The following is a 15,935-nucleotide window of genomic DNA, read 5'->3' on the forward strand; positions in this document are numbered from 1 at the left end:
GTGCGGTGGAGCAGATGAATACTTCTGTATATCGGCTGGAAAATGTTGTTCAGCGGTTTGAAGGGCGGGATGGAAAACCTTACGTTGCGTTAAGCATCGACCGGCTGGAAATCAGGCAGGGTGAGATTGTCGGGCTTGCAGGCTCCAACGGCAGCGGCAAATCCACTTTGATGCGCATTCTGGCTTTTCTGGAAAGCCCCGCAGAAGGACATATATATTTTCGGGGTAACAGGGCAGACGGCGAGCAGGCAGATGTCCGCAGGCAGGTGACCTTGCTTACACAGGAGCCGTATCTTTTGCACCGCAGCGTTGCTGCTAACATCGGGTTCGGCCTGAAGGTGCGTGGCATCCGGCCTACGCAGCAGCAGCTTGCAAGTGCGCTTGAACGGGTGCGGCTGGACCCCGCTGAATTTTTGCATCGTCAATGGTACCAGCTTTCCGGCGGGGAGGCACAGCGTGTGGCTCTGGCTGCGCGTCTTGCTCTGCAACCCCGTGTGTTGTTGCTGGATGAGCCCACGGCATCTCTGGATGAAGACAGTTCGCTGGCTGTACGAATGGCGGTGCTGGATGAGCGCAAGACCCGCGGTACAACGCTGGTGATTGTTTCACACGATCAGCAGTGGTTGAACAATGTGACCGACAGAGTAATACGTCTGCGTAAAGGCACAATAGAACCTTAAGCTTAATGTCTGCTGCAGGGCTGCAACGTTGCGCTGCTGCGCGGCGGGCAGCTTTTTTTACAGGTATGCCGCTGGCACGTTGCAGAACCGGTGTATACGCAATGAGCTTTGCTCCTTGTGCATCACGCTGTTGGCGGCTATGCTGCCGGTTCGCCGGATAGTCCTCCGGTTTGTCGTATGCAAATTCGGCAAGTTATGCGTATTTTTCATGTGCTGATGCCCGAAAGTGTCGCACGTGAGACAGAAACATTGCGCAGATGCCGCAAGACTGAATGTTCGACACCACACAGGCAGGTAGAATGAAAACTGGCTTTTTTAATGTTCTTGATGTTCAGACATTCATAGAAAAACTACGCGGCTTTGCCTCCATGCCAGTGCAAGGCATTGCATTGGAAGAAGCCGATGGCCGCGTTCTTGCGCAGGACGTACTATCCGGAGAAGACCTGCCTCTTGCCCACAGAGCCTGCATGGACGGATACGCGGTGCGCGCGGCAGACCTTTTCGGCGCATCGGAAGGAAACCCCGCATACCTTGAACATATCGGTGTGGTGGATATTGAGCGTCCTGCTGACTTTGTAGTGGAAGCAGGGCAGTGCGCCACAATTGTTACCGGAGGCATTTTGCCGGAAGGTGCGGATGCCGTTATCATGGTTGAACATACGCAGGACATGGGCGCAGGAACCGTTGAGATGCGAAAGTCGCTGGCCCCGCATGAGAATGTCATGCTGCGCGGCGAAGATGCTGCGGCTGGAGCTGTGGCGCTTACAGCCGGAACTGTTTTGCGGCCGCAGGAAATCGGTCTTCTGGCTGCACTCGGCATTCAGTCTGTTTCTGTGCACCGACGCCCGCGAGTAGGAATTTTTTCCACCGGCGATGAGGTGATACCTGTCAGCGAGACGCCCAGAGTGGGGCAGGTGCGTGACGTGAACTCGTACGCGTTGACTGCTCTTGTACAACGCGCAGGCGGTGTTGCCACCTGCTACGGCATTGTGCCGGACGTGCAGAGTGCGCTGGAAAAGATGCTGGCAAAAGCTGTGGCGGAAAATGACGTTGTGCTGCTTTCGGGTGGCAGTTCCGTAGGAACGCGTGATCTTACCATGGCCGCTCTTGACTCCTTGGACGGCGCTACGGTTATCAATCATGGTGTCGCCATCAGCCCCGGTAAGCCGCTTATTCTGGCATCTGCAAAAAAAGCTCAAGGTCAGTGCGCCGTGTGGGGGCTGCCCGGACAGGTTACTTCCGCACAGGTGGTCATGTTTGTGCTGGGAATGCCTTTTTTACGCTGGCTTTCCGGCGAACGCGAACCTTTTGACCAGCGGGGCTGGCCTTCCAGGCGGGCTGTTCTTGTGCGTAATGTCGCATCCAGACAAGGCCGCGAAGACTATGTGCGGGTTCGTCTGCAGAATGCAGAAAGCGGTGAAACAGAAGCTGTGCCCGTGACCGGAAAATCCGGCTTGCTGCGTACCATGTTGCTTGCACAGGGGGTTGTGCGCATTCCCGCCGCAAGTGAAGGACTGGATGGCGGTGCTACGGTAGATGTTTTATTGTTCGGAGGCAGCTGCTGATGCGGATTCTGATGTTGGGCGATGTGGTGGGCAAGCCGGGGCGGATAGCCCTGCGTGAGCATCTGCCTGCCCTGCGTGCAGAGCGCAGGATTGATTTTGTGGTGGCCAACGGCGAAAACGCTTCGGGCGGCATAGGTCTGACCGGTGAAGGCTTTACAGCGATAAGGGCCTCAGGGGCCGATGTGGTGACATCCGGCAACCACATATGGAAACACAAAGAAATTTACAATGTGCTGAACCGTGAAGACCGGCTGGTGCGCCCCGCAAACTACCCCGCCGGTGCCCCCGGTAAAGGTATGACCGTGGCGGAGACCGCATCCGGTCATAAAGTTGCGGTTATCAACCTGCTGGGCCGTACCTTTATGGATCCGGTAGACTGTCCGTTTCAGTCTGTGGATACGCTGCTTGCTTCTGTGCCGCAGGATGCAACAGTGCGGCTGGTGGATTTTCATGCAGAAACTACCAGCGAGAAAAAGTCCATGGGTTGGTATCTGGACGGACGTGTTTCTGTAATGGCGGGCACGCATACCCATGTGCAGACGAATGATGCGCAGATTTTGCCCCAAGGCACTGCCTACCTGACTGATCTTGGCATGTGCGGGGTAGAGGCTTCGGTGCTCGGTATGGACTATAACTGTATTCTGGAACGGATGGTAACCCGCTTGCCGCGCCGTTTTGTGCCTGCCAAGGGTCGCGGCGGTATTAATGGCCTGCTGGTGGAACTGGATGACGCCACCGCAAAGGCAGTACACGTGGAAATTATCAGAATAGAGCCCTGATACAAGGCTGATTCGGGGGTGGGCAACGTTATGCGGCATTGACATGCCGGACTTTCTTTGCAACATCCTCCCGATCAAATATAATTACATGGAAGTGCGAAAATGGACATGGATCATCAACTCCAGACGATTCTGCGCGGCTGTGCAGAATTCATCGATGTAGAAGAGCTGAAAAAGAAGCTTGCAAAGGGCAAGCCGCTGCGCGTGAAGGCCGGATTCGACCCCACTGCGCCCGACCTGCACCTTGGGCACACTGTGCTTATCCACAAGCTGCGTCATTTTCAGGAACTCGGCCACACGGTCATTTTCCTCATCGGTGACTTTACAGGTATGATCGGCGACCCTTCGGGCCGCTCGGAAACCCGTCCTCCCCTTACCCGCGAACAGGTTCTGCAGAATGCCGAGACCTATAAACAGCAGGTCTTTAAAATTCTGGATCCCGAAAAGACTGAAGTACGGTTCAACTCCGAGTGGATGGACAAATTCGGCGCAGCTGATTTTATCCGTCTTGCCTCGCGTTATACCGTTGCACGTATGCTGGAGCGCGACGACTTCGAAAAGCGTTATCGCAGCAACATGACCATTTCCATCCATGAATTCATGTATCCTCTTGTTCAGGGCTATGACTCTGTAGCGCTTGAATCCGACGTAGAGCTGGGCGGTACCGACCAGAAGTTCAACCTGCTGGTAGGCCGTCATCTGCAAAGCCAGGAAGGGCAGGAGCCGCAGTGCGTGCTGACCATGCCTATTCTGGAAGGACTGGACGGTGTGAAGAAAATGTCCAAGTCGCTTGGCAACTACGTGGGTATTGATGAAGCTCCTTCCGACATGTTCGGCAAGCTGATGTCTATTTCCGACGAGCTGATGTGGCGCTACTACGAGCTTATCACCACCAAGTCTCTGGATGAGATTGCCGACCTGCAAAAACAGGTGGAAACCGGCGAACTGCATCCCAAGACTGCCAAGGAAGAACTGGCGGAAAATATTGTTGCCCAGTACCACGGTGCAGAAAAGGCCGCAGAAGCCCGCGCAGGCTTCAATGCCGTTTTCGTTCAGGGCTGCGTGCCTGACGATATGCCTGTTTACGGGTGTGAACATGGTGAAGACAGCACTCCTCCCGCGTTTCTGGCAGACTCCGGCCTTGCCGGTTCCCGCGGAGAAGCAAAGCGCCTTATCAAGCAGGGAGCCCTTTCCGTTGATGGCGAAAAGGTTGACGACCCTAACACGCCGCTTGCCGCAGGCGAGTACGTTGTACGCCTTGGCAAAAAGCGCTTCCTTAAGCTGACTGTCCGTTAGAACGGCATCTCAGCCACCCCGAAAGTGTAAAGCACCCGTCGCAAGACGGGTGCTTTTTTTGTTTGTAGTGCAATTCACTCATGCAGACGTGCATTTTATCCTGAACAAGTGCAATTCGCGGCTGTCTGTTTGCACATGCTGCAAATGAGAGTATAACTTTGTGCAATCATACTTCAGGGTAGGTGGTCACGTGCTCAGTCTGTGCGTGTTTCCGCTCTCTGGCAGAGGAGGGATACGCCCCGGCGTATCTTGCAGAGTCATGATCAAAGGAGTGGCGTCATGTTTTACTTTTTTATTGCCGTTGCCGCGCTGCTGATAGGGTACGCGGTTTACAGTAAGGTTGTTGAACGCGCTTTCGGCGCAGACCACTGTCGGGCTACCCCGGCCTGCACCATGGAAGATGGTGTTGACTACGTGAAGATGGACCCCAAAAAAGTCTATCTTATCCAGCTTCTCAATATTGCCGGTCTCGGCCCTATCTTCGGCCCCATTCTGGGTGCCCTGTATGGTCCGGCCGCACTGGTCTGGATTGTTATCGGTTCTATTTTTGCCGGTGCGGTGCATGACTATTTTGCAGGGATGATGTCTGTCCGCTATCAGGGTAAATCTATTCCTGATGCAGTCGGGTATAACCTTGGTAAATTTGCAAAGCAGTTCATGAACATTTTTGCGGTGGTTCTGTTGCTGCTGGTGGGCGTTGTTTTCGTACTCGGCCCTGCAAAGCTGCTGGCAGTAAAAATTGACTTCGGTCTGGACGGCGAAGGCGCTGTAGCCACCGCCACCATGATCTGGACTGCCATTATCTTCGGCTACTACTTCATTGCCACTATTCTGCCTGTAGATAAGATCATCGGCCGTCTGTATCCGCTGTTTGCCGTTGTTCTTCTGGTTATGGCTTTCGGCCTTACCATCATGCTAATCGTCAAGGGATACGATTTCTACCCGCAGGGTCTTACTCTGGAAAACCTGCATCCAAAAGAGTTACCCATGTGGCCTCTGATGTTCATCACCATCGCGTGTGGTGCTATCTCAGGCTTCCATGCTACCCAGTCGCCTCTGATGGCCCGCTGCATTCCCGATGAAAGATGCGGTCGTCCTATCTTCTACGGCGCCATGATCGGTGAAGGCGTTATCGCACTTATCTGGGCAACTCTTGGTATGAGCTTCTTCCACACCCCTGCAGAACTGCAGGCTGCACTGGCCAACGGCGGCCCTGCCGCGGTTGTAGATACCGTTTCCATGACCCTGATGGGCCCCATCGGCGGATTCCTTGCCGTTATCGGTGTTATCGTACTGCCTATCACTTCCGGTGATACCGCATTTCGTTCTGCCCGTCTGATCATTGCAGACTTCATCAAGCTGCCTCAGAAGGCTCCGGTTAAGCGTCTGCTTATCGCCGTACCTCTGTTTGTAGTAGGTTATGCCATCACCAAGACGGAATTTGCCGTTATCTGGCGTTACTTCGGTTTCTCCAACCAGACCATGGCCACCATCGTGCTGTGGGCCTCTGCCATGTACCTTGTCCGTCACGGCAAAGCTCACTGGTTGGCATCCATTCCGGCAACCTTTATGACGGCCGTATGTGCAACGTATCTTGCCTACGCCAAGATCGGCTTCGGCCTTTCCATGGAAATTGCACAGATTATCGGTATCGCTGTGGCTGCCGCTGTGGCAGTTCTCTTCCTCGTGAAAAGCCGCACTGTAACTGTCGAACCTGATGCGGCTGACGGTCCGGGTGAGATCGGCTAACTGAGATAAACAGTTAACAGCAACGGCTGTTTTGCCGTGCCATGAACTGACGGGCCTCCGCTTTGCGGGGGCCTTTTCATTTTTTATGCTTTGTTGTGCTGACAGAATCATCATGTTCAAGTTATAATCCTCCCTCTTGAAACTTGGAGGCTGTGATGAAATTTGTTGAGCAATGGAGCACCCTTTCGCGTAGGACCAAGCTGGCAGCGATGTGGATATGCGGTTTGCTGGCCGTATGGATACTTGGCGGATTTCTGCTGGTTCCGTACATCGCACGCGGCATTGTTGAAGAACAGATAGGCATGGCTCTTCAACGAAACTGCACAGTGGGGGGAATGGCCTTCAACCCGCTGACGCTTTCTGTAGAGATGCGTGACACCAAAGTGCAGCGCAAGGATGGCAAAGGCGAATTTATTGCCTTCAGCAGTGTCAAAGCCGCCCCTGATATTATCTCGCTTTTTTATATGGCTCCGGTTGTGCGGTATATTTCTATACAAGACCTTGCCGTATCCGCAGATTTTTTGGGCAAGGGCAGATACAGCTTTTCAGATCTGCTGGAGTCGGGCGAAGATTCGTCTAAAAAGGCAGATGCCGGTAATGCCATTTTCCCGTTTGCCGTGCGTAACTTTATGCTTACAAACAGCTCACTTGTTCTGAACGACCTTACCCGTAAGCAGACGCATACTATTACCGACCTTAATCTGCAGGTTCCTTTTACCTCCAGCCTTGCCAGCGACAGGGATGATCCCGTCGAACCCCGCCTTAATGCAACTCTGAACGGAGACCCGCTTAACTTTAAGGGGCGCATTGTTCCGTTCGGCGATAAGTTCCGTACCGATTTTGTCTTTGAGGCTTCGGGTATCAAGCTGGCGGATTACTGGGAATATCTGCCTGTAAAAACTCCGCTGGCACTCAGCAGCGGCAACTTGAGCACTGCCGTGAACCTGTCATTTGAAGAGCAGGCCTCCGGTGCTGCCCTTCGGGTGAGCGGCAACGGCACAGTTACCAATTTGGCTTTGGCTGACGGTAAGAAGAAAGTATTCGGCTTTGAGTCATTTTCGTATGATATCGGGCGGGTGTCGCTGCTTGAACAGCTGATTTACGTGCGCAGAGTAATGCTGCAAAAGCCGTATGTGGCTGTCACCCGCGGTGAAGACGGAGTAACCAACTGGCAGCGGTATTTCCCGCAATCCGTCAGGAAGCAGCCGGAACCTTCTGCAGTGACGGTCGTCGGACAGAGTAATAGCACTGCCCCCGTTGCTACAGTTGCTTCCGTTGCCTCCTCTAAAGCTGATACCGCAAAAGGGCGTAATAACCCTGCGGAAAGTATGCTTGATGCCCTGCCGTATATCATCCGTGTGGATGCAGCGGTAGTGGATGATGCAAAAATTGACGTGCGCGACAATGCCGTAGCAGGCGGGTTTGCACACGTATTCGGCCCGTTGGATATCCGAGTGCGCGATGTGAACACCAGTGGCGGTAACGGCACTGTGGCTGTGAGTATGCATAGTGTCGGTGAGCTCAGTCTGGAAGGAGCCTTCGGCTTGAAACCGGCCGAAGCGGCACTGAAGGCAAAACTGAGCGGTGCGGACCTGAAGCTGTTTGCTCCATACATACACGAAGCGCAACCCTTGCTGCTGGACAGCGGTGTACTGGGGCTTACTGCGGCGGTGGACATCCGCATGCGGAACACACTGGGTGTTGAGCTGAAAGATGCCGCTTTGACCTTGAACAATCTTGAATTACGTAAGGATGGGAACCGTACCGCCAGCATTCGAGTACCTGAATTGAAGGTTCAGGGAGTGTATGCCTCGTTGGCTGGTCGTAATGCCGGAATAAAGTCTGTAGACTTGAATGACGGTTTCGTGCGTCTGGTGCGAGAGAAAAACGGCAGCATTGACCTGCAACGTTTGTTTGCAGAATCTGCATCGGCAGCTGGTAATGGTAGCGAAGAACAGGACAAAGAAGAATCCGCAGCCGGTAATGAGCAGTCAGCGCCATGGCAATTTTTGCTGGAACGCGCCTCGCTTAATAACAGTGAAGTCATTATTCTGGACGAAACGCTACCCAGAACAGGACGCCTTGGACTGACCAAACTTACTGCTTCTGTAACGAATGTGAGCAGCGCTTTAGATAAGCCTGTTGCTTTTGATGTAAAAGGAAGCTGGCTGCCGTACGGTACCGTGGCTGCATCCGGTAGTGTGGTGCTTGATCCGTTGCAGGTGGATGTAAAAACTTCTACCCGCAGGCTCGGGCTTCCCGCATTTGATCCCTACCTTGCTGTTTTTTCAGACCTTGTATTGGCAAAGGGCGGTGTGGACAGTGATCTGACCCTTTCCATGCGTGGAACACAGCCGGAAGGGATTCGTGCCAGCGGCAGTGTTGCCGTGCGTGATGTTCTGGTGCGCGATGCGATTCATAAAGACGGTCTTGCATCCCTTGGTGCACTGCGTATCAACGGTGTGGCTTTTGATGGCGCCGCAAAGACCTTGCAGGCAGAATCGGTGACAGTGCAGGAACCCCGACTGGACGTTTTGCGCAATAAAGACGGCGTGCTTAACGTACAGCGGGCGCTCAGGCAACAACCTGCCGGCCCCGCAGCCAATGCAACGGCCAGCGCCGACGCCAGTATTGCGTTATCAGGCGTACCTGAAGATATCAGCAGTTACGTAATGTCGGACGTTGCCGCATCAGCTGGCGGCGCAGAACAGAGTGTTCAGTCCGGTGAAGGGGAAACCGTAGCAACTGTTGAGCCAAAGCAGTCACAGGAAGGGCGTGTGGACATGAGCGTCTCTGTTAACGCCACCATTCCTGGAGCTCCGAAAGGCGGTGATGAAGCAGGTGAACCGGCAGGGCTTGAGAAGCTCTTCACCGATGTGCGGCTAGGCGGTTTCGGTCTTACTGACGGTGCCGTCAACTTTAAGGATGTTTCTGTAACGCCTCCGTTTGAGCTGCAGTTAAGCGGAGTCAATGCGACTCTTTCCGCAGTGTCGTTAACCGAAGCTTCACGGCCTGACCTTGGCCTTCGCGGCAGGCTGAATGGTGCGCCGCTGTCGCTGAACGGTGCACTGAACCCGCTTGTGGCTCCTCCATATTCCGACCTTGACCTGAGGGTGGCAAATCTTGATCTGGTAGCGTTTACGCCATATTCGCTGCAGGGGATCGCCTATCCCGTAAAGCGGGGAAGGTTGGATGTTTCTTCTAAGTTCAAGACTGAAAACTGGCTGCTTACTTCTGATACAAAACTGCACATCGAACGTCTTGCACTGGGTGAAAAAGACAAACGGCCGGGAGCACCCAGCTATCCTGTGGAACTGGGTATTGCTCTGCTTCGCGGACCAAGCGGCGATATTGATATTTCGCTGCCCGTGCGCGGCCGGTTAGATGATCCGAACTTCCGTGTTGGCGGCATTGTACTTCAGGCCGTGGTCAACATAATGATGAAGGCGCTTACTTCGCCTTTCGCCCTGCTTGGCGGTTTATTTGGCGGCGGTGAAAATCTTGACTTTGTGGCTATGCAGCCGGGCATTGCCCGTCTGGATGACGTTGCACTTGAAGAAATTAAGTCGATTTCTAAAGCGCTTGTGGAACGTCCGGGACTGGAGCTTGAAATGCAGGGGCAGGCTGATGCGGTGCGTGACAGGCAGGCCTTGGAAAAGGCTGCTTTTGATCTGCGGATAAAAACGCAGAAGTATCTGGACCTGCCTCGCAAAGAACGGGCGGAACTTTCGCCGGAAAGTGTAACAGTGGCACCGGAAGAATACGAACAGTATCTTTGGGAGGCCTATAAAGAAGAACCGTCTGATGATCCGGAAGCAAAGCCCACAGCACTCTTTGGCATTGTCAAAGAGCAGGCTGTGGAGTTTATGGAGGCATTTTTGCGCAGACAGACTGCTGTCAGCGATGATGACCTTCGGGCATTTGCTCTGGAACGCTCGAAGGTTGTGCAGCAGGCCATTCTTGCGTTGCAACCTTCTGTGGCAGACAGGCTGTTCCTTGTTCAACCTGTGATTACAGGTCAGCAGGGCGGAAAAGCCGCTTCCGCGACAGGGGTCTCCTTGACCCTGCGGTAAGCTGTATATTCATCTTCGTAACTCATAAAAGGCAGCCTTCGGGCTGCCTTTTTACGTTTGAATAAAAATCAACACAAATGGTGTAAAATTGAGTGATGAATCAATTTTAAACAAGAAAAGATGTTAGTGCTTACTCTGTGTGAGTAGTTAGTTATGTACTAATAGGCTGTAAAATCAGGTTGATATGGGAGTAAGTTATTTTTTTCACATTCGGCTTGACGGGTTGAGCCTTGGGATGTATATGTTCCTCAACGTGATTGAGCGCTCAGTTTGAGTGAAGTGTTCAGTCAAACTTTCGCAGAATCAAAGTGAGGAAATCTCATGCGTACCAGAAGAAGAATGAACAAAGAAGATCGTCAGCAGATCTATCGTTGGGTAACCCGCGCTGTAATGGGATGTCTTATTTTGGCACTTGCTGCCGGATGTTTCTCTTCCCGTTCCAATAATAGCAAGCTGGTTCACGGTATGCCTGTAGCTGCCATGTCTGCTTTGCAGTCTCCTCAGACAAATTTCTAGTTTTCAGCTTTGCCGGCCATGGGTTAGTGCCCGCTATGCCCGCCTGAGTATTCAGGCGGGCTTTTTTTTTATTGACTTGAAGTTTGATATTTGTTCTGTCGTATTGAAAATTAAATTCAATATCATTTTGTGCAGTGCGCACGGCATCGGAAGTATGCTGTGCATTTCAGACAAATGGCGGACAAGTTAAACAAGAGGTAGGTATCAGATGTGGGCTAAGCTTTTTATAGGCGGGGTATCTTTAGGTTTCCCCGGAGTAGGGCACATTCTTGTTGGTAAAGTTGCGCGTGGGCTGATGTGGGCTGTGATAAGCTGCGTATTGTTTACCGTACTGGATCAGGCGTTAGGCTATTACATAGCATTCAATCTTACCCGGACTCTTTTTCTGTGGATGTTATCGGTTGGCTCTCTGTTAGTTTTTCTTGTTGTTGATGCCGTCTCATTCGCTGAGAAAGGAGCTGTAAAAAAGCAAAATTTGAAAAAAGGCTCTTTGTTAGCAATTTGTTATGTCTTTTATTATATTTTTGTTCCTTATGAGCCTCTGCTCGGCGAGCATCTTGTTGACAGGCTGTACCTTGTTAAAATTAAAGATGACTCTTCTTTTGTAGAAGGAGTGCATGCAGGAGACCACATTTTTATCAATACGTCAGCTCAAGTGTATACAAAAGGTGACTATATTGCCGTAACCTCCCCCGAGAAGGGAATGATGATACTTGAAGTAGATGAACCGTTCAGTGTTCCTGACGATGCTCTGTCTTTGATTGAGCAAAACGACGCTGATGATACTCAGGATGTTGGTGTGCCATTAGCTGCCGGTACTGCCAACGCGGCTGAATTTTCAGATATAGAGGCCGCAAAAAGCAAAGAAGCAATATCCGCAGGTGATTCTGTAGCAGAAGTTACAGGGAATGCAGGTCGGCAGACAGCAGGAATGTATGTTTTGAACTCGGCAGAAAAGGTGCAGCGTACAGCAGCCACAAATTCGAACGATCCTGCTGTGTTGATGCAGCAGAAAGATGTTCGGCATGAATATCGTTGTCAGGAAGATGCTGATAGAGAGGACGTGCTGCGTAATGCGCCAGACGGAATTTTTCCTGCCTCCAGCAAGACATTGCCAGAAGCAGGGCAATGCAATTGCACCCGCAGGCAGGATTCCGGACATTCTGCCGTTATGGCGCGAGTTCCGAAATATATAAACGGCCATTCGTTAGAGTACTTACGGGGTAAATACAGCCTGATCGGCAGGGTTGAATTCCGGTTCTGGCCTGCATACAGAATTTCAGTTCTCTAATTGAAAAGCTGCCATCATTGCTGAGTGATGGCAGCTTGTTTCTTTCGGGTAATTCGCCAGTTAACCGTTCTGCCAGCTAACTGATTTGTCGGTCAACTGGCTCGTCTGGGGGATGGCTGAGGCAATCAGTTGTCCGGTTATTCGTACTTCATTTTACAGGATGACATCCTCAAGGGTCGATGTATCGCCTGTGTCTTCTCCGGCCTCTTCGGCTCGCAAAATACGACGCATAATCTTGCCGTTTTTATTTTTAGGCAATGATTCACGGAAGACTACTTCGCGGATGACTGCCACAGGGCCCAACTCGCGCCGTGCATGGTTGATAAGGTCCTGATCAGTCTCGCCGGACATCATCATTCCCCCCATGGACGGCTGGTCATCATGCAGCACGACATAGGCTTTTGCCACTTCTCCGCGGATGTCATCCGGCACTCCGATGACGGCGCATTCGGCCACGGCGGGGTGGGATGCCAGTGCCGCTTCAAGCTCTGCCGTACCTATGCGGTGCCCCGCAATCAGCATGACATCATCTGCACGTCCCTGAATCCACAGGTAGCCGTCTTCATCTTTGCGGGCCACATCACCGGCAAAGTACCAGCCGGGAAATTTTTCCCAGTACAGGCGCTTGTATGCTTCAGGGTCGTTGAATACTGCAGACAGCATGGCAGGCCACGGTTTTTTTATAACCAGATAGCCGCCTCGACCCGATGGAACAGAGTTACCGTCAGAGTCTACAACATCAGCCTCAATGCCGGGCAGAGGCTTGGTAACAGAGCCGGGCTTTAATAGTGAAACAGGCAGAGGCGAAATCATGAACATACCGGTTTCAGTCTGCCACCATGTATCCAACACAGGGCAGCGGCTGCGTCCCACGTATTTATGAAACCACGTCCATGCCTCGGGGCTGATGGGTTCTCCCACCGAGCCCAGCAGGCGCAGCGTGGAGAGTACGTGTTTTTCCGGCGTCTGCTTGCCAAAACGCATAAGCATGCGGATCAGCGTCGGCACCGTGTACAGCACGGTCACACCCCATCGTTCCACAATGGCCCATAGCCTGCCTGCTTCCGGATAGAGCGGGTGACCCTCATACATCAGTGTTGTGGTGCCTGCCATCAGCGGGCCGTAGACCACATAGCTGTGGCCGGTTATCCACGCAGGGTCAGCCGTGCACCAGAAAATATCCGTAGGCTTGAGGTCAAAAACCCAGTCCAGTGTTTTATTGACACCGACCATATACCCGCCGTGGGCATGGACAATTCCTTTGGGGGCGCCTGTGGTGCCGGATGTGTACAGAATGAACAACGGGTGCGTGGAATCAACGGACTCTGTCAGTGCCTCGTCCGGCTGGTCGCGGGTGATGTCGTGATACCAGAGGTCACGCTCGGCCGTCATGGGAGTTTCCACAAGGGCTCTATGAACAACGACGACATTTTTAAGCGTAGCTGTTGCTTCTTCGTTGCAAAGCGAAAGTGCTTTATCCACCATGCTTTTCAGCAGCACAACCCGTCCGTTGCGGTAAAATCCGTCCACCGTGATGATGGCCGCCGGTCTGGCATCATTAATGCGGTCACGAAGGCTGCGTGCGGAAAAGCCCCCGAACACGACGGTGTGTACCGCACCGATTTTGGCTGAGGCCAGCATGGCAATAAGTGTTTCCGGCAGGGGCGGCATATGGATGAGCACCCTGTCACCTTTTTGCACACCGCATTGGCGCAGCGCATTGGCTGCTTTGTTCACCGCGCGGTACAGTTCATAATAGGTCAGCTTGCGCGTGTCGCCCGGTTCGCCTTCCCAGATGAGTGCCAGCTTGTTTTTGTTACCGGTTTCAATATGGCGGTCCAGCGCATTGTACACAATGTTGCACCGTGCTCCGGCAAACCAGCGGTAAAACGGCGCGTCAGAGTCATCCAGCACGTTGTCCCATTTGCGGAACCACGAAAGCTCTTCCGCTGCCTCTTCCCAGAAGCCCAGCCAGTCACTTTCCGCATGGGTACGCGCTTGCGCAATATCCTGCGGGTTCATGTTTGCTTCAGCCACTATGCGCGGCATGGGCCGGAACACGCGTTCTTCTCGCAGCAGGGTATCCAGAGTGCCTGCAACGGGTGCGGGGGAGAAAGTGCGATCGGTAGTCATGCCTTACAATCCTAAAACCTGTTTGAGTTCGCCTATACGGCGGCGGCTGATGGGCAGTTCAATGCGGGTACGTCCTGCTGTGCGCAGCATAAAGCTGGAACCGGGCAGTGAGGCTATTTCCGTAACCATGTTCAGATTGACCAGATACTTGCGGTGTACTCTGAAAAAACGGTGCGGCTTCAGCTTTCCTTCCAGAATTTTCAGCCGGTACGATGTCAGGTATTTTTGTTCTGCCGTGTGCACATAGGTGTAATCTTCGTAAGCCTCTACAAAGACTATTTCATCATAGGGCAGAAGCAGGGTTTTGCCTTCATAGGTGATGGCCAGCTTTTCAATATCCACCTGACGGTAGGTGCTGGTGTAGTCCCACGCCTGCTTGAGCGCATCAAGAAAGTTATCCTGCTCATCGTCTGCAAGCGGAACCTGCAAGGTCTGGTCGCCGTCTTCGAGAGTTTTGGTCTGCACTTCGGCTTCAGGCTGTTGAATTTCCTGTGGGCTAGAAGGCGAGCTTTGTTCCTGCCAGCGGCTGCCGGGGTCCGGTGCCAGCTTGAAGTGACTTCTGAACTGCTTAAGACGTGAGACTGTTCTGGCAAAGCGCTGCTCTGTACAAGGCCAGATAAGATAATCTGTGGCATCCAGCTCGAAACCGGCAAAGGCATGAGTTTCGTCTTCAGCGATAAAAATAAGTGCGGGTTTGTGCTTGCGACCCAGCAAACGCTGGGCAAGCTCAAGCCCTTGTTCCGGTTGTTGCAGGTTTATGCCGCTGAAAATCACGCCATAAGGAAGGGCATTGAGCAGTTCCAGAGCTTCTTCCGCACAGACAGCCTCGCCCACTACGCGCAGAAAAGATACCTGCGATACAAGTTGGCGTAATCCTTGCCGCACGTCGGCTTCGGGGTGCAGAATGAGCGTTGTCAGTCGGGGCATGACGTCCTTGCCGGAAGAATAAGGTTTTCAACACTGTACACAGCAAGCAGCTTTCTGTGAAGACAGACATTTTGATTGTATGGCCAGTCAGCTATTGAAACATGGCGGCGGATACCCGCACCCATAAAAAGACACACAAGGCGGAACGGGCTTGATGTCAGTCAGAAACAGGCTTATTTTTATTATGAAAACCGAAATGTTATGAGAGTAAGCTTTAAAGTGTAGCATGGTTGGGGATTGCCCTTTTGGAAGCATGGAGGACAACAGCGATAACGCTGAGTAATGATTGTTGAATTGTGAAGCGGGTGTTCCAACGTCAGGGCGGCAGCAATTGTAAAAGCACTTGCTGAATGTAGGCGACATTTGCGTGACGATGGCTTTTACGGTTTTCTTATCCGAGCATAGCCTGTAAGTTTTTGTCAGCAAGATGATAGCGGGAGAGGAACCTATGAAGAAAACATTACTTTTTTTATGCACCGGTAATTCGTGCCGAAGCCAGATGGCAGAAGGGTGGGCGCGTCACTTGAAAAGCGACCTGTTTGAAGTCCGCTCTGCCGGAGTGGAAAAGCACGGCTTGAACCCGCTTGCGGTGGAAGTCATGGCAGAGGCTGGTGTGGATATTTCCGGTTATACTTCAGCGCTGGTTGATGAGCTGGATATCAAAGATTTTGATTATGTGGTGACGGTGTGTGGTCACGCGAACGAGCAGTGCCCGTTCTTTAGCGGTGCAACTCGCAAGGTTCATGCCGGGTTTGATGACCCGCCGGCTCTTGCCCGAAATGCAGCAACGCATGAAGAAGCGCTTTCTCATTACCGCCGTGTTCGCGATGAAATCCGCGCTTATGTCGAGCGTCTGCCTGCAGGCCTGGAGTGAGCTTACGGCAAGATTATATGAAAACTGCCAAAGGGCAGTGACGGGCAGATAG

At 52.6% G+C, this 15,935-nt stretch carries 11 protein-coding genes; 9 read left to right on the forward strand and 2 right to left on the reverse strand.

All coding sequences use genetic code 11. The features are described 5' to 3' along the window. Nucleotides 1-14 precede the first annotated feature (14 nt). The 8 genes from ACK5LI_RS04895 (at nucleotide 15) to ACK5LI_RS04930 (ending at nucleotide 11,949) form a co-directional block, all read left to right on the forward strand. A complete protein-coding gene (locus ACK5LI_RS04895) occupies nucleotides 15-680 on the forward strand; it encodes an ABC transporter ATP-binding protein (RefSeq protein WP_416946801.1) in 666 nt (221 codons plus the stop codon). Nucleotides 681-979: 299 nt separating this feature from the next. Beyond that, entirely contained in the window at nucleotides 980-2,245 is a 1,266-nt protein-coding gene (gene glp / locus ACK5LI_RS04900; RefSeq protein WP_416946839.1) for a gephyrin-like molybdotransferase Glp, read from the forward strand. Beyond that, complete coding sequence (locus ACK5LI_RS04905; protein WP_416946803.1) at nucleotides 2,245-3,024, forward strand: TIGR00282 family metallophosphoesterase; 780 nt, start codon at nucleotides 2,245-2,247, stop codon at nucleotides 3,022-3,024. Before glp ends, ACK5LI_RS04905 begins: the two co-directional genes overlap by 1 nt. Nucleotides 3,025-3,126: 102 nt before the next feature. Continuing rightward, nucleotides 3,127-4,320, forward strand: coding sequence for a tyrosine--tRNA ligase (gene tyrS, locus ACK5LI_RS04910; RefSeq protein WP_416946805.1), 1,194 nt, complete (start codon nucleotides 3,127-3,129; stop codon nucleotides 4,318-4,320). A 279-nt stretch (nucleotides 4,321-4,599) separates the two neighbouring features. Continuing rightward, complete coding sequence (locus ACK5LI_RS04915; RefSeq protein ID WP_416946807.1) at nucleotides 4,600-6,069, forward strand: carbon starvation protein A; 1,470 nt, start codon at nucleotides 4,600-4,602, stop codon at nucleotides 6,067-6,069. 155 nt (nucleotides 6,070-6,224) lie between these two features. Next, entirely contained in the window at nucleotides 6,225-10,142 is a 3,918-nt protein-coding gene (locus ACK5LI_RS04920) for a DUF748 domain-containing protein (protein ID WP_416946809.1), read from the forward strand. Nucleotides 10,143-10,463: 321 nt separating this feature from the next. Beyond that, entirely contained in the window at nucleotides 10,464-10,658 is a 195-nt protein-coding gene (locus ACK5LI_RS04925; RefSeq protein WP_416946811.1) for a hypothetical protein, read from the forward strand. Nucleotides 10,659-10,866: 208 nt separating this feature from the next. Continuing rightward, a complete protein-coding gene (locus tag ACK5LI_RS04930; RefSeq protein ID WP_416946813.1) occupies nucleotides 10,867-11,949 on the forward strand; it encodes a hypothetical protein in 1,083 nt (360 codons plus the stop codon). A gap of 153 nt (nucleotides 11,950-12,102) precedes the next feature. Here ACK5LI_RS04930 and acs read toward each other — a convergent pair whose 3' ends face one another. Together acs and ACK5LI_RS04940 are read right to left on the reverse strand one after the other, a co-directional pair. After that, nucleotides 12,103-14,082, reverse strand: coding sequence for an acetate--CoA ligase (gene acs, locus ACK5LI_RS04935; protein ID WP_416946815.1), 1,980 nt, complete (start codon nucleotides 14,080-14,082; stop codon nucleotides 12,103-12,105). A 3-nt stretch (nucleotides 14,083-14,085) separates the two neighbouring features. Continuing rightward, nucleotides 14,086-15,009 carry a LytR/AlgR family response regulator transcription factor gene (locus ACK5LI_RS04940; RefSeq protein ID WP_416946817.1) on the reverse strand — a complete coding sequence of 308 codons (924 nt, stop codon included), beginning with the start codon at nucleotides 15,007-15,009 and terminating at the stop codon, nucleotides 14,086-14,088. Nucleotides 15,010-15,457: 448 nt separating this feature from the next. Here ACK5LI_RS04940 and ACK5LI_RS04945 point away from each other — a divergent pair, with 448 nt between their 5' ends. Continuing rightward, entirely contained in the window at nucleotides 15,458-15,883 is a 426-nt protein-coding gene (locus tag ACK5LI_RS04945) for an arsenate reductase ArsC (RefSeq protein ID WP_416946819.1), read from the forward strand. Nucleotides 15,884-15,935: the final 52 nt, after the last annotated feature.

The organism is Oleidesulfovibrio sp., from assembly GCF_047973035.1.
Lineage (GTDB): Bacteria > Desulfobacterota > Desulfovibrionia > Desulfovibrionales > Desulfovibrionaceae > Oleidesulfovibrio.